Consider the following 19906-nt stretch of genomic DNA (forward strand, 5'->3'; position numbering starts at 1 on the left):
GTTTCGCGGGGCCGGGAACCGCCACCGCATCCAGCGGTCAGCTGTGCGTGAGTGCGACGAGTCGTGAGATGGCGCGGAGGTACTTCTTGCGGTACCCGCCGGCGAGCATCTCCTGGCTGAAGACGTCGTCCAGCGGCGTTCCCGTCGCGCGGATCGGTATCTGCGCGTCGTACGCGCGGTCGACGAACGCGACGAAACGCAGCGCGGCGGATTGGTCGTCGAGCTGTGTGATCTCGCGCAGTCCGATCGCGTCGACACCGGCGATGAGGCGGATGTAGCGAGAGGGGTGCACGGAGGCGAGATGGCGGACCAGGTCGGCGAAGGCGTCGTCGGATGCCGTCCCGCCGCCGGCCGCCTCGGTCAGGGCCGCCTCGTACGCATCGCTGTCCTGCACCCGCGCGTGTCCGTCGACGGCGCGCTGGCGGTAGTCGGTGCCGTCGATGCGGATCGTCTCGAAGCTCGCCGACATGGCGTGGATCTCGCGGAGGAAGTCCTGCGCCGCGAATCGGCCTTCGCCGAGCGCGTTCGGCGGTGTATTGGAGGTCGCGGCGAGCTTCGTCCCCCCGGGAACCAACTCCCCGAGCAATCGGGTCATCACCATCGTGTCCCCGGGGTCGTCGAGTTCGAATTCATCGATGCACAGCAACTGTGCACCGCGGAACAGTTCGACTGTCTTCTGATACCCGAGTGCGCCCACGAGCGCCGTGTACTCGATGAACGAGCCGAAGTACTTCCGGCGCGCGGGCATCGCGTGGTAGATCGACGCGAGCAGGTGCGTCTTTCCCACGCCGAAACCGCCGTCGAGGTAGACGCCCGGCTTCATCTCCGGAGCCTTCTTCGCCCGGCGGAACAGGCCGCCGCCTTTCACGGGTGCTCCCCCGCTGCTGAAGGCGATCAGCTGATCCTTCGCCGCCTGCTGCGAGGGATAGTCCGCATCGGCGCGGTAGGTGTCGAAGGTCGCACCATCGAACTGCGGCGGTGGCACGAGCGCCGCGACCATCTCATCGCCGGTCACCTGCGGGTGACGGTCGCTCAGATGGACGATGGCGGTCGACGTGCTGCTCACACCGAAAGCCTAGACGCCGCCCCGGTCGTCCTCCGCAGCGATATGACGCTCCAGCCACGACGTGATCGCGGCCTCCCATCGCTGCGGATCGTAGTTCCACAGCTTGGTGTGGCGCGCCACCGAGAACGTCTCGAGCTCGACGAGGTCCGGCCTGGCTGCGGCCAGCCCGTGCGACGCATCCGACGGCACGAACCCGTCGTCGTCGCTGTGCAGGATCAGCATGGGATGCCGAAGCTCCGCCGCCCGCGCCACCAGATCGAGCCGGTCGAATCGTATGGGCGTGTCGGCGCCGGTGACCGCCCGGGTCCATCCGCGTTCGAGCGTGCCCATCGCCAGTCCCGCGACCGCAGCCGGTACCCGCAGTTGGCGAGCGTGGTAGCCGAGCACGATGCGCCAGTCAACGACCGGCGACTCCAGCACGAGGCCCGCGATCCGCTCGCGGTGCGCCGAGTTCAGCGACAGCTGGAGCGTGATCGCGCCACCCATCGACCACCCCATCAGCAGCACACGTCTCGCGCCGTTGCGCAGCGCGTAGGTGATCGCCGCGTCCACGTCTCGCCACTCCGTCAGTCCGAGCGCGTATGTCCCGGCCCGGCTCCTGGGTGCGTCACCGTCGTTGCGATACGAGACCAGCAGACTCGTCACACCGGCGGCGTGGAACAGCGGCACCGCTCGCAGGCATTCCGCCCGCGTCGTACCCCGGCCGTGCACCTGGATCACCCAGGTGTGCGACGAATCGTCGGGAGCAGGGAACAGCCACGCCGGGCAGCGACCGATCGGCGCGTCGATCTGTACGTCGCGGTACGGCAGGTGGAGCTGGTCGGGGTGATCGAAGTACCAGCCGCTGAACGCGGCCTTCGCCGACAGGCGGGAATGCTCGTCGACCTCGGTCAGCAGCTTCCGCGTGACCCGCGTCGTATCGGAGGAGAGGACGGTGCCCAGCTTCACATAGCTCGACGTGCCGGTCGTGAACAGCCCGTACCGTCCGGGCAACGCCGTGTCGGGGGTGCGTCGCAGGGTGATGGTCTGCGCCGATGTGTCGACGTCGAGGATATCGGTGTCGGCGACCCGGCCGCCCGGGGTCACGATGCGGCGCGCCATGCGCACCGAGACCGCCGCTGAAACTGCCGCGACGGCGGCGAACCCGGCAGCGGTCACCGTCAACGCCCCCCGCAACGCGGTGTTCCGTGCCGCGCCGCCGGGCACGGCGCGCCTGGGTGCCATCATCGTGCGCTCACTCTAGTCTGTCGGCGTGGATGATCCCCGTCCCCCGGCCGGTTCCGCGGCCTTCTCCGCCGTGGCCGACGGTTTGCGTGCGATGACGTTCCGAAGCGATTTCGTCGTGCGCGAGATCCCCGCTCCCGGTTCGCTGGCCCCCGAGGCGGTCGCGTTCGCGGGCGACGTGCGCCCGGAAGCGCACGGCGTGGACTCGATGTACGGCACTGGCCGATTCATCCTGCTCCATGACCCCGACGAACCGGATGCCTGGAACGGCGCGTGGCGCGTCGTGTGCTTCGCGCAAGCACCGCTCGAAGTCGAAATCGGCATGGATCCGTTCCTCGCCGACGTCACGTGGTCATGGTTGGAGGACGCGTTGCGCACTCGAAGCGCGTCGGCCCACTCGATGTCCGCCACAGCGACGAAAACCCTGTCGAAGGGGTTCGGTTCGCTCGCGGTGGAGGGCGACGGAGCGCAGATCGAGCTGCGCGCATCATGGTCCCCTGCCGGGGACATGCGGGCGCACCTGGATGCGTGGGCCGAAGTGACGTGCATGATGGCCGGGCTCCCGCCCGGTTCGGAGGGGATCGCCGTCTTCGGAGGGAACAGGACGATCCGTGGCTGAGTACGACGTCATCGCCGATCAGGCGGGACTGGAAAAGGTGTGTGCGGCGCTCGCCGCGGGGAACGGCCCGGTCGCGGTCGACGTGGAACGGGCCTCGGGATTCCGATACTCCCAGCGTGCCTATCTGATCCAGGTGTACCGACGAGGGGCCGAAGTGTTCCTGATCGATCCGCCTGCCGTCGGTGACCTCTCGCCGCTGCAGGCCGTGATCGGCGACGCGGAGTGGGTGCTGCACGCGGCGAGTCAAGATCTGCCGTCGCTGCGCGAGGTCGAACTCGTGCCGCCTCGCATCTTCGACACCGAGTTGGCCGCGCGCCTTCTCGGCCACGAGCGTGTCGGGCTCGGCGCCGTCGTCGAGGACACACTCGGGATCACACTCGCCAAGGCGCATTCTGCGGCGGATTGGTCGACGAGGCCCCTGCCGCAATCGTGGCTCGAGTATGCGGCGCTCGATGTGCTGCATCTGATCGACGTGTATGACGCCCTGGTCGCGGAACTGGCCGAGCAGGGCAAGTCCGACTTCGCGGCCGAGGAGTTCGAGGCCGTCCGCACCCGCCCGGCAAAGCCTCCGCGCGAAGAGCCGTGGCGCCGCTTGAGTGGGTTGCACACGGTCAAGGGGCGGCGTGCCCTGGCCGTCGCGCGCAGCCTGTGGCAGGCCCGAGAGGACTACGCGCGGGAGCAGGACACGGCACCGGGTCGACTCGTCCCCGATCGCGCCCTTGCAGCGGCGGTACGCGCCGAGCCCGCGACGAAGGCCGATCTGGCACGGCTGAAGGAGTTCACAGGTCGCGCCAGTCGCAGTCAACTCGACCGCTGGTGGGCTGCCATCGAGGCGGGCCGGGTCGACCCTGAGCTTCCTGCCGCGCGCGGCAGCGGTGACGGCATGCCGCCACCGCGGGCATGGGCAGACCGCAATCCCGAGGCCGATGCGCGGCTGAAGGCCGCGCGGCCCGAAGTGGAGGCCGTCGCAGCGGCCCTGGGGATGCCCACAGAGAACCTGCTGACGCCGGATCTGCTGCGCCGTGTCGCGTGGACGCCGCCGACCCAGATCGATGCCGGGACCATCGGCGAGGCACTCGCGGGGCTTGGCGCGCGCTCGTGGCAGATTGGGCAAACTGCACAGGTGATCGCCGATGCCTTTGTCGGTTCCGTGCACGAGCCCGCACCCGGCTCGGAGCGCGCTTCGTAGATTCGGCCCAACCGATTTCTTCGGACCGACGGCCTCCCTACGCTGGGATCATCCCTACCTTTGGAGGCAGTGTGGCCGAGCTTTCGGACGTCTACTTCGTCGATGGAATGCGCACCCCGTTCGGGCGTGCCGGCGAAAAGGGCATGTACTGGAACACACGAGCTGATGACCTCGCCGTCAAGGCGACGATCGGACTCATGGAACGCAACGCGGGCGTGCCCGCCGATCGCGTCGACGATGTCGCCATCGCCGCGACCAGCCAGACCGGCGACCAGGGCTTGACGCTGGGCCGCTCGGTCGCGATTCTGGCCGGCCTGCCGCAGACCGTGCCTGGTTTCGCCATCGACCGCATGTGCGCCGGTGCCATGACGAGTGTCACCACGATGGCCGGTTCCATCGCGGCGGGCATGTACGACGTCGCGCTCGCCGGTGGTGTCGAGCACATGGGCCACCACCCCATCGGCGGCAACACCGACCCCAACCCGCGATTCGTCGCCGAGAAGATGGTCGACCCGGGAGCTCTCAACATGGGTGTGACCGCCGAGCGCATCTTCGATCGCTTCCCGCACCTGACCAAGGAGCGCTCCGACCGCTTCGGCATGCTCAGCCAGCACAAAGCGCAGGCCGCGTACGACGCCGGCAAGTTCCAGTCCGACCTGGTGTCGGTCGCGGTGAAGGACGCCGAGGGTGCATGGGGGCTCGCCACGGAGGACGAGGGACGTCGCCCGCAGACGACGATGGAGGATCTCGCTGCCCTCAAGACGCCCTTCCGTCCGCACGGTCGGGTGACGGCCGGGACCTCCTCCCCACTCACCGACGGCGCGACCATGTCGCTGCTGGCCGGTGGCGGCGCCGTGAAGGAACTGGGCCTGAAGCCCAAGATGAAGCTCGTGTCGTACGCCTTCGCCGGCGTGCAGCCGGAGATCATGGGCATCGGGCCGATCCCGTCGACAGAGAAGGCGCTGAAGAAGGCGGGCCTGTCGATCACCGATATCGGCCTGTTCGAGCTCAACGAAGCCTTCGCGATCCAGGTGATCTCGCTGCTCGATCACTTCGGCATCGCCGATGACGACCCGCGCGTGAACCAGTGGGGCGGCGCGATCGCCCTCGGTCACCCGCTCGCCGCGTCCGGCGTGCGCCTGATGATCCAGCTCGCGGCACAGTTCGCCGAGCGCCCCGACGTCCGCTACGGCCTCACCGCGATGTGCGTGGGCCTCGGCCAGGGCGGCTCGGTCATCTGGGAGAACCCGCACTACAACGGTAAGAAGCGCTGAGGAACGCCGACATGACGAACTACGAGAGCATCGACTTCTCCCCCATTCAGGCGCTCACGGGTGACGAGGTGATCACCCGCTCGACCGCACGCGACATCACGCTGCCGTCCGGCAAGGTCCTCGCACTCATCACGCTCGACAACGGACGCGACCACACCCGACCGAACACGCTGGGTCCCGCGACGATGACGGCGCTCGGCGAAACGCTCGACGCAGTCAAGGCGCGCGCGGCGGCTGGCGAGATCCAGGCGGTCGGCATAACGGGCAAGCAGTACATCCTCGCCGCCGGCGCCGACCTGTCCGACATCACCAAGGTCGGCTCGCGTGAGAACGCGAAGCTCGTCGCGCAGCTCGGCCACCACGTGCTCGGCAAGCTCTCCGACCTCGGCGTGCCTTCGTTCGCGTTCGTGAACGGTCTCGCCCTCGGTGGCGGGCTCGAGATCGCGTTGAACTCGACGTACCGCACCGTCGACGCGTCGGCCGCGGCCATCGCGCTGCCCGAGGTCTTCCTCGGCATCATCCCCGGCTGGGGCGGCGCGTACCTGCTGCCAAATCTCATCGGCATCGAGAACGCCCTCGAGGTCGTCATCAGCAACCCGCTCAAGCAGAACCGGATGCTGAAGCCCCAGCAGGCGTTCGACCTCGGCATCGTCGACGCGATCTTCCCGGCGGCGAACTACCTCGAGAACTCGCTGCGCTGGGCCGACGGCGTGCTGTCGGGCAAGACGAAGGTGGAGCGCAAGAACGAGCCCGGCAAGATCGAGCGCCTCACCAAGTGGCCCATCGCCATCAAGATGGCGCGCGGCATGCTCGAGTCGAAGATCGGCACCGTGCCCAAGAGCCCATACGTCGCGCTCGATCTGCTCGACAAGGCGCGCTCGGGTACGAAGGCCGAAGGGTTCGCGCGCGAGGACGAGGCCCTGGCCGACCTCGTCGTCGGCGATCAGTTTGCGGCATCCATGTACGCGTTCGACCTCGTGCAGAAGCGCGCCAAGCGACCTGTCGGCGCGCCCGACAAGGCGCTCGCGAAGAAGGTCACGAAGGTCGGCATCATCGGTGCCGGGCTCATGGCCAGCCAGTTCGCGCTGCTGTTCGTGCGCAGACTGCAGGTGCCCGTTCTCATCACCGACCTCGATCAGGCGCGCGTCGACAAGGGCGTCGCCTACATCCACGACGAGATCGGAAAGCTCGAGGCGAAGGGTCGCTTGGATGCCGACAGCGCGAACAAGCTGCGCGGGCTCGTGACGGGCACCACCGACAAGTCGCTCTACGCGGACTGCGACTTCGTGATCGAGGCCGTCTTCGAGGAGGTCGGCGTCAAGCAGGCCGTGTTCGGTGAGATCGAGCGGATCATCGCCGAAGACACGATCCTTGCGACGAACACCTCGTCGCTGTCGGTCGAAGAGATCGGCGCGAAACTCGCCCACCCCGAGCGCCTCGTCGGCTTCCACTTCTTCAACCCGGTGGCCGTCATGCCGCTCATCGAGATCGTCAAGACGGAGCACACCTCCGAGGCTGCGCTGTCGACTGCGTTCGTCGTGGCGAAGGGCCTCGGTAAGAACGCGGTGCTGACCGCCGACGCGCCGGGCTTCGTCGTCAACCGGCTGCTCGCCAAGGTCATGGGCGAGGCGGCCCGTGCCGTCTACGAAGGCACGCCGGTGGCCGACGTCGAGAAGGCGTTCGGCCCACTGGGTCTGCCGATGGGGCCGTTCCAGCTCATCGACCTCGTCGGCTGGAAGGTCGCCGCGCACGTGCAGGACACGATGGTGCGCGCGTTCCCCGACCGCTTCTACGCCAACGACAACTTCCACAAGCTCGCCGAGCTGCCCGAGGTCGTCGAGAAGGACAAGGGCGGTCGCGTCACCGGCTTCACGAAAGCCGCGGAGAAGGTCTCGAAGGATGCCATCGGCACCACGCCCGCATCTGCCGAGACGATCCTGCAGCGCGTGCAGGACGGACTCGCGCAGGAGATCAAGATCATGCTCGACGAGGGTGTCGTACCCGAGGTCGAGGACATCGACTTGTGCCTCATCCTGGGCGCGGGCTGGCCCTTCATCGACGGCGGGGCAACCCCCTACCTCGACCGTGAAGGCGCAAGCGAGCGCGTGTTCGGCGACACGTTCCACAACCCGCCGATCCGCGGCATCGGAGCCTGACCGACCTGCTCCACCGGAACGACCCCGTATCGCGTCAGCGTGCGGGGTCGTTCCGTGTCCGAGCCGCGAAGCGAACGGTCGGCGACGGTCCGGTGAACTCTGCGCGCTGCGCCCCGAAACGCGCTTTCGGGGGCTTGTCGACGGGGCATTCTGGTCGCGTCGGATCCCGTCGTCACCAGACTTGAGGAGCGCATTCGGATGGTCGAAGCCGTCAGTTCGTTGTTCACCGCGAGTTCCATGAACACCGCGATCAAGACCGGTGGCGCTGTCCTCACGGTGTTGTTGGTGATCCCCGCACTGTTCAAGCTCTTCGTCGTCACCGTCGAAGAAGGCTCGGCCGCGATCAGAACCCGCAACGGCAAGCCGATCGTTCGCAGGCCCGCCCGTGCGCCCCGTGATGAGCCCGGCGAGCTGGTCGTGCTGCGGCCGGGCACCCACGGGGCCTTTCCCGTGCTCGCGTGGTACCGGTTGGTCGATGTGCGGGTGCGCTCGACGGACCTGGCGCCGCGGCAGCTCACCGGTGCGGCCGGCCACCAGCACCTCGTGCATGCGTCGTTCGATTGGCGGCCGATCGTGACCGGCGCCGATCTGCGGGTGCTCGAGCTCGACGTGGTCAACGTCAAGGAACGCGCCGGCAACATCATCGGCGCGGGACTGCGCGACATCGTGCACGACCTCGGTGGGGCGGTCCTTCCCCCGAACACGGTGCTGGGGCCGATGATCGTCGCAGCGTGCGCGGAGCGCGTGCGAAGGCGGTGCGGAATCGAGCTGCTGACCGTCGACGTCACCGGCGATGCGCTGACAGACGGCTACCTGCTGTCGGAGGCGCTGACGGCAACCGGAGACGACCGGGCGCACAGGGCGCTCGCGGCGGCGTGGCCGGCGGCACTCCGTGGTTGAGTTGCTCGACCTCATCGCGAGGTGCGATCGTGACCGCCCTCTCGCCGCCGACGCCGAAGTCGCGCTCGCGGTCGATCAGTCCGGCTGAGCGGCCCGCACCCGCAGGTCGCGGGCCAGCCCGTCGCGCTGCTCGATGACGATCCGTCGGAGGGCACCTGGTGCGTCCGTGTTCGCCGCCAGCCACCCGTCCGCGGCATCGAGCGACTCGGCGCTCGGAAACAGCCCCCGCACCAGCCGCCGTGCGATCTCGATGCTGCGGTGTGACCACACGTCCCGAATCCGCCCGAAGTAGTCGGCATCGAACGCGGCGATCAGATCCCGCCTGGCCCCGGCGCGGATGCCGGAGATCGTCGCATCCAGATGGTCGTTGCTGAGGGACTCGTCCGTCCACGCAGCCGTCCATGCGGCAGCTCGCACGTCCGAATCGGGGCGGGCGGCGAGGACGGCGCGGTGCATCGTTCGACCCTTCGCCGTCGGATCCGACGCGAGCTCCGCGTCAGCCCGTGCTGCATCCGCGTGCCCGGTTGCCGCAAGCGCGAACAGCCACCCCCAGCGCAACTCGGCGTCGAGGACCAGTCCGTCGGGTACCTGCGCCTCGCCGGCGAGCATCGCTGAGATCTCCGGCGCATTCTCGTCGGCGACAGCTGCGGCGACCCCGAGCGCTCGCGCCCACGCGAGCTGCGCGTCGCTTCCGGGCTGCGCCGTCCAGAGCGCATCCCACACGGCCGCCAGCCAGCTGCGTCGCAGTCCTGCACGATCGCTCTCGCTCGCATAGCGCGCGATCGCGGCGCTCGCGTGCGAAATCGCGTCAGCCAGCAGCGCGGAGTTCGCCTCTGCCGGCGCGTGGCGCGCCACGATGTCGAGATAGCGACGAACGGGCAGGTCGCCGTCGCGGGTCGCATTCCACAGCGCCGCCCACACGACAGCACGGGCGAGCGCATCGTCGATGCTCGAGAGACCAGCGGCGACGGCATCCGTCGACCGTTCGTCGAGCCGCACCTTCGCATAGGTACGGTCATCGTCGTTCGGCAGGATCAGGTCCGCATCGGGCAGCACGGGCGCCGAGAGGCGCGTGCGCGCGCCGACGATGTCGGCGTCGACCCCGCCGCGCCTGACCAGACGATCGCCTTCCAACCCGTAAAGCCCCACCGTGAGGCGGTGCGGGCGCGGATCAGTCTGCACGACGTGCAACATGTCGTCGTCACGGTCGACGGAGATCTCCGACATGCCGGTCGTCTGCAACCACGCGTCGCTCCACGCGCGGAGATCGCGCCCAGAGGCACGTTCGAGTGCGTCGAGAAGATCGGTGAGGGTCGTGTTGCCGAACGCGTGCGCGGCGAAATAGCGTTGCGCGCCGCGGAAGAAGGCATCCTCCCCCACGAACGCGACGAGCTGTTTGAGCACCGAGGCACCCTTGGCGTAGGTGATGCCGTCGAAATTGAGTTTCGCGGCCTCCAGATCGGTGATGTCCGCGACGATCGGGTGGGTCGTGGGCAGTTGATCCTGCTCATACGCCCACCCCTTGCGGCGGCTCGCGAACGACACCCAGGCGTCCTCGTGCGCCCCGGTCGCGACATTCGCGTGGGCACCCATGAAGTCCGCGAACGACTCCTTGAGCCACAGGTCGTCCCACCATCGCATCGTCGCGAGGTCGCCGAACCACATGTGCGCCATCTCGTGCAGGATCGTGTTCGCCCTGCCCTCGTGCTGTGCCCTTGTGGACGCACCGCGGAAGACGTACGCCTCCGTGAAGGTCACGAGCCCAGGGTTCTCCATCGCGCCCAGGTTGTACTCCGGCACGAAGATCTGGTCGTACTTGCCCCACGGGTAGGCGTAGTCGAACGCCTCCGAGAAGAAGTCCAGGCCCCGTCGGGTGACGTCGAGGATCTCGTCCGCGTCGAGGTGCTCGACCAGCGACGCCCGACACAGCACGCCGAGCGCGACCTGCTGCTCCCCGCTGCGCCACACGCCGTCGACCCGGTGGTACGGCCCCGCGGCGACGGCGGTGATGTAGCTCGACAGCGGCAGCGTCTCGGCGAAGTCGATGCGCACTCCCCCTTTCACCGGCTCTCTGCTTGTCTCGGCGCCGTTGGACAGCACCGTCCAGTCGGTCGGCGCGCTCACCTGGAACGACCATCGCGCCTTCAGATCCGGCTGCTCGAAGCAGGGGTAGACACGGCGGCAGTCCGCCGGTTCGTACTGCGTGTACAGGTACACCGCGTCGTCGACGGGATCGACGAAACGGTGCAATCCCTCGCCCGATCGGCTGAAGCGGCCGCGCCCGCGCACGGTCACTGTGTTGCGCGACTGAAGCGACGACACCCGCACGCGCGCACCGTCCCAGTCGACCTCCTGCGCCGCCCCGTTGACCACAACTTCATCCACCGACGTGCCGATGAAGTCGATCCACGTCGCCGTCGCGCCATCGGCGTCGAAGACGAACGTCGATGCCGTCGCGAAGGTCTCGTCACCGAGGTCTCGCGCGCCTCGCAGATCGAGGTCGACTGACACGGTGTGCACGCTGATCGAGGCGGCGCGGTCGGCCGTCTCGTCGCGGTGGAGATTGGCGGTGCTCATCCCTCCATGCTGTCACGCAGGATCAGGAACGGGCTTCGTTCGAATCGGCCGCGTCGTGCTGCGCAGCGGCGGGCCCCGGCATCCAGATCGCACCCGTATCGGCAGACGGGCGGGCCACCGGGATGCGCGTGCCGAGCACCTGGGCGACGACGTCCTGCGCGATCTTCGACGGGGTGATCCCGGCGTCTTCGAGGATCTGCTCGCGGGACGCGTGATCGATGAACGCGTCCGGCAGACCGAGCTCATCGACGGCAGTGTCGACACCCGCCTCGCGCAGCACCTGGCGCACGCGCGTGCCGATCCCTCCGACACGGATGCCGTCTTCGATCGTGATCACGAGTCGGTGGGCACGGGCGAGTTCGACGATCGAATCCGGGACGGGAACCACCCATCGCGGATCGACGACGGTCGCACCGATCCCCTGCGCGCTGAGCCGCGCCGCCACGTCGACGGCGATGTGTGCCATCGGGCCGATGCCGATCAGCAGCACGTCCTGACTGTCGCTGCGCACGAGCACGTCGACACCGTCGTCGAGCCGCTCCACCGCGGGCAGGTCCGGGCTCACGGTGCCCTTGGGGAATCGCACTACGGTCGGCGCGTCCTCGACGGCCACTGCCTCCGCGAACTCCTCCCGCAGCCGCTCGGCGTCGCGCGGAACGGCGATGCGGATGCCGGGCACCAACTGCAGCATCGCAAGATCCCAGATGCCGTGGTGGCTGGGCCCGTCGGGTCCTGTGACGCCGGCGCGGTCGAGCACGAAGGTGACGCCCGCGCGGTGGAGAGCGACGTCCATGATCACCTGGTCGAACGCGCGGTTCATGAACGTCGCATAGATCGCCACGACAGGGTGCAACCCGCCGAACGCGAGTCCCGCCGCCGAGGTGACGGCGTGCTGTTCGGCGATGCCCACGTCGTAGACACGGTCGGGGAAGCGCTGTGCGAACGGCTGCAGGCCGGTCGGGCGCAGCATCGCCGCTGTCATCGCGATGACGTCGTCGCGCTGCTCCCCGGCCTCGACGAGCGCGTCGGCGAACACGTCTGTCCACGCCTGTGCGTCGGACGAGCCGAGCGGCTCTCCGGTCGTCGGATCGATCTTGCCGACGGCGTGGAACTGGTCGGCCTCATCGTTGCGGGCGGGCTCATAACCACGTCCCTTCTCGGTGATGACGTGCACGATGACCGGCGCCCGGTGCGACTTCGCCAATCGCAGGGTCTCTTCGAGGGCATCGAGGTCGTGTCCGTCGATCGGGCCGAGGTACTTGATGTCGAGATTCGAGTACAGCGCCTCGTTGTTCGTGAATCGAGACAGGAATCCGTGGGTGCCGCCGCGCACACCGCGGTAGATCGCGCGCCCGGCGGGGCCCAGCCGACGGAACAGCGACGCGGAACCGCGGCGCAGACTCTCGTACCCCTCGGTCGTGCGCACGCGGTTGAGGTAGCGCGCCATGCCGCCGATCGTCGGTGCGTACGACCGGCCGTTGTCGTTGACGACGATCACGAGATTGCGATCGTTGTCGTCGGAGATGTTGTTGAGCGCCTCCCACGTCATGCCGCCGGTGAGTGAGCCGTCGCCCACGACCGCGACCACGTGCCGGTCGGTGCGACCGGTGCGGGTGAGTGCGCGCGAGATGCCGTCCGCCCAGCTCAGTGAACTCGACGCGTGCGACGACTCGACGACGTCGTGCTCGCTCTCAGCGCGCTGCGGATAGCCAGCGAGCCCGCCGCGGGCCCGGAGGCCGCTGAAATCCTGGCGCCCCGTGAGCAGCTTGTGCACGTACGACTGATGGCCGGTGTCGAACACGATCGGGTCGCCCGGCGAGTCGAAGACCCGGTGGATCGCGAGCGTCAACTCCACGACACCGAGGTTGGGGCCGAGGTGCCCGCCGGTGCGGGAGACGTTCTCGACGAGGAAGTCCCGTACCTCCTGGGCGAGTTCGCGCAGTTGGTCTCGGGAGAGCGCATCGAGGTCGCGGGGGCCCTTGATCGACGCGAGGAGACTCATCCTGCGAGTCTACGCGTCGACCATGCGTTCGCATGCGAAGAGCCCCGGATCGGCGACGATCCAGGGCTCTTCGGCAGATGCTCAGACGAGCGAGCGCAGCACGTACTGCAGGATGCCGCCGTTGCGGTAGTAGTCGGCTTCACCGGGGGTGTCGATGCGGACCTTCGCCTCGAAGGTGATGGTCTGCTTGCCCTCGGGCGAGAACTCGGTCGGCTCGGCGGTGACGGTCACGGTCTTGGGAGTGACGCCCTCGTTGAGCTGCTCGAGCCCCGTGATCGAGACGGACTCGGTGCCGTCCAGACCCAGCGACTTCCAGCTCTCCCCGTCGGGGAACTGCAGCGGGACGACGCCCATGCCGATGAGGTTCGAGCGGTGGATTCGCTCGAAGCTCTCCGTGATGACCGCCTTGACGCCGAGCAGCGACGTGCCCTTCGCCGCCCAGTCGCGCGACGAGCCGGAGCCGTACTCCTTGCCGCCGAAGACGACGAGCGGCGTGCCCTGCGCGGCATAGTTCTCGCACGCGTCGTAGATGTACGACTGCGGGCCGCCGGGCTGGGTGAAGTCACGGGTGAACCCGCCCTCCACGATCTGGCCGTCGTTGACGGCGGAGACGAGTTCGTTCTTCAGACGGATGTTCGCGAACGTGCCGCGGATCATGACCTCGTGGTTGCCGCGGCGCGAGCCGTAGGAGTTGAAGTCCTTCTGCGCGACGCCGTGGTCGGTGAGGTACTGCGCCGCGGGGGTGCCCGCCTTGATGTTGCCGGCCGGGGAAATGTGGTCGGTCGTGACCGAGTCCCCCAGGGTCGCCATGACCCGCGCGCCCGAGATGTCGGTCACCGGGGTCAGATCCATCGACATGCCGTCGAAGTACGGGGCCTTGCGGACGTACGTCGAATCGGCATCCCACTCGAAGACGGGGCCGGTCGGCGTCGGCAGACTCGTCCAGCGCTCGTCGCCGTCGAACACGGTCGCGTACTGCTTGATGAACTGCTCGCGCGAGATCGAGGAGTCGATGACCTCCTGGACCTCCTCCGGCGAGGGCCAGATGTCCTTGAGGAACACGTCGTTGCCGCTCTGGTCCTTGCCGAGCGGGTCGGTCTCGAAGTCGAAGTTCATCGATCCCGCGAGCGCGTACGCGACCACGAGGGGCGGCGAAGCGAGGTAGTTCATCTTGACGTCGGGGCTGATGCGGCCCTCGAAGTTGCGGTTACCCGAGAGGACGGCCGTGACGGCGAGGTCGTTCTCGTTGATGGCCGCCGAGACCTCCTCGATGAGGGGGCCCGAGTTGCCGATGCAGATCGTGCAGCCGTAGCCGACCGTGTAGAAGCCGAGGCCCTCGAGCGCCTTGTCGAGACCGGACTTCTCGTAGTAGTCCGTGACGACCTTCGAGCCCGGGCCGAGCGTGGTCTTCACCCACGGCTTCTGCTTGAGGCCCTTCTCGACGGCCTTCTTCGCGAGCAGGCCCGCGGCGAGCATGACGGAGGGGTTCGACGTGTTGGTGCAGGACGTGATCGCCGCGAGCGCGACGGCGCCGTGGTCGAGCGTGAACGCGTCACCCGCAGAGGTCTTGACGGCGGTCGGCTTTGAGACCGACGTCGGTGCGTGCGAGTGGTGGTGGTGCTCGTGGTGGCTGTGCTCGTCCTCGGGCGTGAACCCGGGCGGGTCGGATGCCGGGAACGACTCGGCGACGGTCAGGTCGACCAGGTCGTGGTCCTCGTCGGCGTAGTTGGTGAGGTCGACGTTGAACTGCGACTTCGCCTCGGACAGCAGGATGCGGTCCTGCGGACGCTTGGGCCCGGCGATCGAGGGGACGACGGTGCTCAGGTCGAGTTCCATGTACTCGCTGAAGCCCGGCTCGTTGTCGGCGTCGTGCCACAGCGACTGCTGCTTCGCATAGGCCTCGACGAGGGCGACGGTCTGCTCGTCGCGACCGGTCAGGCGCAGGTAGTCGAGGGTGACATCGTCGATCGGGAACATGGCGGCCGTCGATCCGAACTCGGGGCTCATGTTGCCGATCGTGGCGCGGTTCGCGAGTGGAACCGATGCGACACCCGCACCGTAGAACTCGACGAACTTGCCGACGACGCCGTGCTTGCGCAGCATGTCGGTGATCGTGAGGACGACGTCGGTCGCGGTCACGCCCGCCGGGATCTCGCCGGTGAGCTTGAAGCCGACGACGCGCGGGATGAGCATCGACACGGGCTGGCCGAGCATCGCAGCCTCGGCCTCGATGCCGCCGACGCCCCAGCCGAGCACGCCGAGGCCGTTGACCATCGTGGTGTGCGAGTCGGTGCCGACGCAGGTGTCGGGGTAGGCGCGCAGGACGCCGTCGCGACCGGTCCGGTCGTAGATGACCTTCGCGAGGTGCTCGATGTTGACCTGGTGGACGATGCCGGTGCCCGGCGGGACGACCTTGAAGTCGTCGAAGGCGGTCTGACCCCAGCGAAGGAACTGGTACCGCTCGCCGTTGCGCTCGTACTCGATCTCGACGTTGCGCTCGAGGGCGTTCTCGGTGCCGAAGAGGTCGGCGATGACCGAGTGGTCGATGACCATCTCGGCCGGCGAGAGCGGGTTGATCTTGTTCGGGTCGCCGCCGAGTGCGGTGACCGCCTCGCGCATGGTCGCGAGGTCGACGATGCACGGGACGCCGGTGAAGTCCTGCATCACGACGCGTGCAGGCGTGAACTGGATCTCGGTGTTGGGCTCGGCATCCGGGTTCCAGGCCCCGAGCGCCTCGATCTGCGCCTTCGTGACGTTCGCGCCGTCCTCCGTGCGCAGCAGGTTCTCGAGCAGCACCTTCAGGCTGAAGGGGAGCTTCTCGTACCCGGCGACGGTGTCGATGCGGAAGATCTCGTAGTCGGTGCCACCGACTGTGAGGGTGCTCTTGGCACCGAAGCTGTCAACTGTGGACACGAATGCTCTCCTTCGTCGGCGATGCAGGTTCAGCGACGCGTGCGTCGGAAGCCCTGCCGCTCCTATCATCCCCGCACCCAGCGCGTCAGGCTAGTGAGGTCTGCCTAACCGCGAACAACGGGAAAAGTATCTTGATATCGAGATAAATCTATCACGCGTCGGCGCGTGAGTAGACCGATCGCGCAGCGAGCCATGTCACGGCCACGAGGGGTGCGAACAGCGGCAGCCCCATCACCAGTTTCAGCGTGCCGAGCGTGGTCACATCACCGGCGAAGTAGAACGGCAGCTGCACCGCGAGGCGCGCGAAGAACAGCGCCGCCCACGCGATCGCGAGCCAGAAGAAGACACGCTTCTTGCGGCGGTCGGAGCGCCACGCGACACCGTCGTTCATGAGGAAGCCGACCGCCAGACCGATGATCGACCAGCCGATGACCGCCGAGATCAGGAACGCCGTGCCGTACACCGCGTTGGTGATCAGCCCCGGGACGAAGTTGTCTTCGCCGCGCCCGGTCCACAGTGCGAGGGCCGCGGCCGCACCGGTCGCGATGAGCCCACCGAGGGCGGCGCTGAGCGTGGATCGCTGCACGAGTCTGACGATCGTGAAGATCGCCGCCAATCCGACGGAGACGCCGAGCGAGAGCGGCAGGTGCTGGGTGAAGGTGTAGAGCAGGACGAACGCGAGACCCGGCAGGACCGACTCCAGCACGCCGCGCCAGCCACCCATCGCGGCCCAGACGACGTGTCCGGTCGTGGACTGCTCCACCGGGTCGATCCCCGCTCGCCGGGCGGCGCCGCCGAGGGCCTGGCCGATCAGTTCTGACGCGCTGGGCTCATCGCGGGCACGGTCGTCCTCGGATTCGGGCGTGCTCACGCGCTGCCCGGGGATGCCGGCATCTTCAGCGGGATGAGGTCCCGAGGGGGCATGGGCGTGCCGCCGCGCACGACGACGATCGAGCGGAACAGGTCCTCGACCTGGGCGGCCGCTTCGATGTCGGCCGTCGCCGCGCCGCCGATCACCCCGCGCAGGAACCAGCGGGGTCCGTCGACGCCGATGAAGCGTGCGAGCCGCTTGGTCTGGCTGTCGCCTGCCACGACAGGCACCTCGGCGAGCAGTTCGGGACCGAGCGGTCCTTCGCGCTCTTCGACGCGGCCGCCCTGCGATCGGATCTGCTGACGGATCTGCTCACGCGTCTCCTCCCACAGCCCGGTCGATCGAGGCGCCGCGAACGGTTGCACCTGCAGCGTCGAGCCGGCGTAGTCGAGGCCGACCGCGACGATGCGCTTGGACTGCTCCTCGACCTCGAGGCGCAGGTTGAGCCCCTCGCGCGGCAGGATCTTGATCCCACCCAGGTCGATGTACGGGCGAACCGGGTTCGCTTCGGATTCGTCGAACGGCCCGGACGCGGATCGATCGGCGGGAGCGGTCTTGTCGAGGGCGTCGCTCATGCGGAGGCTCCTGTCTGATAGCCGGTCGACCCGAAGCCACCCTCGCCGCGGTGGCTCTCGGGCAGGGTCTCGACGGGGATGAAGGTGACCTTGGGGACGGGCATGACGATCAGCTGCGCGATGCGGTCCCCGGGTTCGACACGATAGGTCTCCGTGGTGTCGGTGTTGAGGAGGGACACCTTGATCTCGCCGCGGTAGCCCGCATCGACGGTGCCGGGCGAGTTGACGATCGTGATGCCGTGCTTCGCTGCCAGACCGCTGCGCGGCACGACGAACGCCACATAGCCGTCGGGCAGCGCGATGCGCACACCCGTGCCGACGAGTGCCCGCTGCCCGGGGTCGAGGACGACCGTCTCGGTCGAGACCAGGTCGGCACCCGCGTCGCCCGGGTGGGCGTAGACGGGGACCTGGGGCGCGATAATGGGAATGTCCACCGATTCGGTCACTCCACGAGGGTAATGCACATCACTTCCGCCGACACGAACCAGCTCCGATACCGCGAACGGCTGACGCCGTCACTGTGGATCCTCGTCAGCGCCGCGGTGGCCGCACCGATGGCGGCCCTGGTGTTCGTGCCGGTCGATGGCACGCTCGCGCTGATCGTCGGGCTCGCGGTCGGCGCCGCGTTGCTGACCACGCTCATCGGGGTCTCCCCCGTCATCCGCATCGACGACCACGAGCTCCGCGTCGGGCGCGCACACATCGCGCACGAGCACCTCGGCGCCGTTGAGACGTTCACCGGCGACGACGCTCGGCAGGTCCGTGGCCCGGGGCTGCAGCGCACGTGGTGGCACCGGTTTCGCGGAGGCGTCGACGGAGTGGTCGTGGTCTCGCTCACCGACGTCGACGACCCGCACACCGCGTGGGCCTTCTCGTCGCGCACGCCGGAGCGGATCGCGGCGGTGCTGGAACGCGCGCATGCATGACAACGCCCGCGCAGACGCGCGGGCGGGTCAGTGGTTCGCGGTCAGGCGGCGCACTCGGTGCAGATCGCGCCGATCGATGTCTCGTGATCGATCTGCGTGCGGTGCTTCACCAGGAAGCACTCGACGCACGTGAACTCGTCGTCCTGTGCGGGCAGCACGACGACATCGAGATCCATGTCGGACAGGTCTGCGCCGGGCAGTTCGAAGCCCGAGGGGTTGTCGGCATCTTCGACGTCGACCGCGCCGGAGCGCGTGTCCGGAACGCGCTCCTTGAGGGCCTCGATCGACTCACTGTCGTCTTCGGTCTTGCGCGGGGCGTCGTAATCGGTGGCCATGCTCGAACGTCTCTTCTTCCCAGTTGTGTGGCGGTTGCCGGCCCGAACGGGCGGCGATAGTTTGCACGACGCCGGTGCATTTCGCAAATGGCGTCCCGCCGGAAGGCGGTGTGCGCGCCGTCATCGCATCGAACTCGCGGCGCGCCCACGATATTCCCGGCTCTGCGTTCGCCCTGTGACAGCATGAACGCACCCGCTGGATCTGGAGGACTCTCGCATGGAGCAGCTCAAAGTCATCGGCACCGAAGAGGGCGTCCTGGTGCTCGCCACCGAAGAGGGCGACCGATTCGCGTTGCCCGTCGACGAGTCGTTGCGTTCGCAGCTGCGCCGCTTGGAGCGCGTCGCTGAACCCAAGGCCGTGCGCCCGAGCCCGCGCGAGATCCAGGCCCACATCCGCAGCGGTCTCACTGCGGAAGAGGTTGCCGAACTGCTCGGCGTGCGCGTCGACGACGTGGCCCGCTACGAGGGACCCGTCCTCGCCGAGCGTGAGCACATCGTGACCCAGGCACTGTCGGTGCCGGTGCTCATGGGCGGCGAACTCGACCCCGACGCCCAGCCGACGTTCGGCACCGCCGTGCGAGGCAAGCTGGCCGAGGCCGGCGCTTCGGGCGAGCGTTGGTCGAGTTGGCGCGAGGAATCGGGCTGGATCGTCAAGCTCGAGTTCACCGCTGCCGAGGTCGACCACGACGCTCGATGGAGCTTCGACCCTCGCCGGTCGAGCCTCTCGCCGCAGAACGCCGACGCCGTGCAGCTCTCGCGACAGGGCTCGCTGCCCGAAGGACTCATCCCCCGACTGCGCGCTCTCGACCATGCGACACCGGTCAAGGACGACTCTCGGTTCGACAGCGCCGCGTTCGGTCCGCGCCGCCTGCCCGACCCCGCGCCCGAGGCTGACGCCGAGGTGACCAAGGATGGCTCCGCGGCGCAGGAGGCGGCGATCAAGCGCGCCCCCGATCAGGTCGTCACCAGCGCCGAGACCGCGGATCTGCTCGAGGCGCTGCGTCGTCGTCGCGGTCAGCGCGAGCCGATGCCCGGTGACGAGCAGCCCGCGCCGCCGCGCGAGCAGGCGCCCCGTGGGCAGGCTCCGGTCGCGCTCTTCGACGCGCTCGAGCCCGGCTACGACGACACGTCCGCTGCGCAGCCGGCGGCGACCGAAACGGTCGACGAGGACGACACCGCGGCTGCTGACGGCAACCGTCGTAAGGGCCGCACGTCGATGCCCTCGTGGGACGAGATCGTGTTCGGCGCCCGCACCGAAGACGGCTGACCGGCGCGAACC

General features: G+C 68.3%; 16 protein-coding genes. 7 read left to right on the plus strand and 9 right to left on the minus strand.

The genetic code is table 11. The features are described from left to right. Nucleotides 1-37 precede the first annotated feature (37 nt). Together zapE and AC3ENX_RS07650 are read right to left on the minus strand one after the other, a co-directional pair. Nucleotides 38-1066 carry a cell division protein ZapE gene (zapE, locus tag AC3ENX_RS07645; protein WP_434811267.1) on the minus strand — a complete coding sequence of 343 codons (1029 nt, stop codon included), beginning with the start codon at nucleotides 1064-1066 and terminating at the stop codon, nucleotides 38-40. A gap of 9 nt (nucleotides 1067-1075) precedes the next feature. Beyond that, the gene (locus tag AC3ENX_RS07650; RefSeq protein WP_488184908.1) at nucleotides 1076-2293 is read right to left on the minus strand and encodes an alpha/beta hydrolase family protein; all 1218 of its coding nucleotides are present in this window, start codon (nucleotides 2291-2293) and stop codon (nucleotides 1076-1078) included. A gap of 25 nt (nucleotides 2294-2318) precedes the next feature. Between AC3ENX_RS07650 and AC3ENX_RS07655 the strand changes: the two genes are divergently transcribed. From AC3ENX_RS07655 to AC3ENX_RS07675, 5 genes are all read left to right on the plus strand, one after another. After that, entirely contained in the window at nucleotides 2319-2909 is a 591-nt protein-coding gene (locus tag AC3ENX_RS07655; RefSeq protein ID WP_434811270.1) for a DUF3000 domain-containing protein, read from the plus strand. Then, nucleotides 2902-4098, plus strand: coding sequence for a ribonuclease D (locus tag AC3ENX_RS07660; protein ID WP_434811271.1), 1197 nt, complete (start codon nucleotides 2902-2904; stop codon nucleotides 4096-4098). Before AC3ENX_RS07655 ends, AC3ENX_RS07660 begins: the two co-directional genes overlap by 8 nt. Before the next feature lie 71 nt (nucleotides 4099-4169). Beyond that, a complete protein-coding gene (locus tag AC3ENX_RS07665) occupies nucleotides 4170-5372 on the plus strand; it encodes a thiolase family protein (RefSeq protein WP_434811272.1) in 1203 nt (400 codons plus the stop codon). A gap of 11 nt (nucleotides 5373-5383) precedes the next feature. Then, nucleotides 5384-7528 (plus strand): 3-hydroxyacyl-CoA dehydrogenase NAD-binding domain-containing protein, encoded by a 2145-nt coding sequence (locus AC3ENX_RS07670; protein WP_434811273.1) that lies wholly within the window; start codon nucleotides 5384-5386, stop codon nucleotides 7526-7528. Nucleotides 7529-7765: 237 nt separating this feature from the next. Continuing rightward, on the plus strand, nucleotides 7766-8428 hold the full coding sequence (locus tag AC3ENX_RS07675; RefSeq protein ID WP_434811274.1) for an SPFH domain-containing protein: 663 nt from the start codon (nucleotides 7766-7768) through the stop codon (nucleotides 8426-8428). Nucleotides 8429-8503: 75 nt separating this feature from the next. Here AC3ENX_RS07675 and pepN read toward each other — a convergent pair whose 3' ends face one another. From pepN to dut, 6 genes are all read right to left on the minus strand, one after another. Beyond that, nucleotides 8504-11005, minus strand: a complete 2502-nt coding sequence (pepN, locus tag AC3ENX_RS07680; protein ID WP_434811275.1) for an aminopeptidase N — start codon at nucleotides 11003-11005, stop codon at nucleotides 8504-8506. Nucleotides 11006-11027: 22 nt separating this feature from the next. Next, entirely contained in the window at nucleotides 11028-13007 is a 1980-nt protein-coding gene (dxs, locus tag AC3ENX_RS07685) for a 1-deoxy-D-xylulose-5-phosphate synthase (RefSeq protein ID WP_434811276.1), read from the minus strand. An 81-nt stretch (nucleotides 13008-13088) separates the two neighbouring features. Next, nucleotides 13089-15920: an aconitate hydratase gene (locus AC3ENX_RS07690; protein WP_434811277.1), complete on the minus strand. Its 2832-nt coding sequence runs from the start codon at nucleotides 15918-15920 to the stop codon at nucleotides 13089-13091. Nucleotides 15921-16071: 151 nt separating this feature from the next. Continuing rightward, a complete protein-coding gene (locus tag AC3ENX_RS07695; protein ID WP_434811278.1) occupies nucleotides 16072-16791 on the minus strand; it encodes a DUF3159 domain-containing protein in 720 nt (239 codons plus the stop codon). Then, nucleotides 16788-17366 (minus strand): DUF3710 domain-containing protein, encoded by a 579-nt coding sequence (locus AC3ENX_RS07700; RefSeq protein ID WP_434811279.1) that lies wholly within the window; start codon nucleotides 17364-17366, stop codon nucleotides 16788-16790. Before AC3ENX_RS07700 ends, AC3ENX_RS07695 begins: the two co-directional genes overlap by 4 nt. Continuing rightward, on the minus strand, nucleotides 17363-17812 hold the full coding sequence (dut, locus tag AC3ENX_RS07705; protein WP_434811280.1) for a dUTP diphosphatase: 450 nt from the start codon (nucleotides 17810-17812) through the stop codon (nucleotides 17363-17365). Before dut ends, AC3ENX_RS07700 begins: the two co-directional genes overlap by 4 nt. Nucleotides 17813-17824: 12 nt before the next feature. On the opposite strand from dut, the gene AC3ENX_RS07710 reads away from it, so the two are divergent. Then, entirely contained in the window at nucleotides 17825-18292 is a 468-nt protein-coding gene (locus AC3ENX_RS07710) for a DUF3093 family protein (RefSeq protein WP_434811281.1), read from the plus strand. A gap of 41 nt (nucleotides 18293-18333) precedes the next feature. Here AC3ENX_RS07710 and AC3ENX_RS07715 read toward each other — a convergent pair whose 3' ends face one another. Then, the gene (locus tag AC3ENX_RS07715; RefSeq protein ID WP_434811282.1) at nucleotides 18334-18627 is read right to left on the minus strand and encodes a DUF4193 domain-containing protein; all 294 of its coding nucleotides are present in this window, start codon (nucleotides 18625-18627) and stop codon (nucleotides 18334-18336) included. A gap of 217 nt (nucleotides 18628-18844) precedes the next feature. On the opposite strand from AC3ENX_RS07715, the gene sepH reads away from it, so the two are divergent. Then, entirely contained in the window at nucleotides 18845-19894 is a 1050-nt protein-coding gene (gene sepH, locus AC3ENX_RS07720; RefSeq protein WP_434811283.1) for a septation protein SepH, read from the plus strand. Nucleotides 19895-19906: the final 12 nt, after the last annotated feature.

The sequence above is a fragment of the Microbacterium sp. bgisy189 genome, from assembly GCF_057707225.1.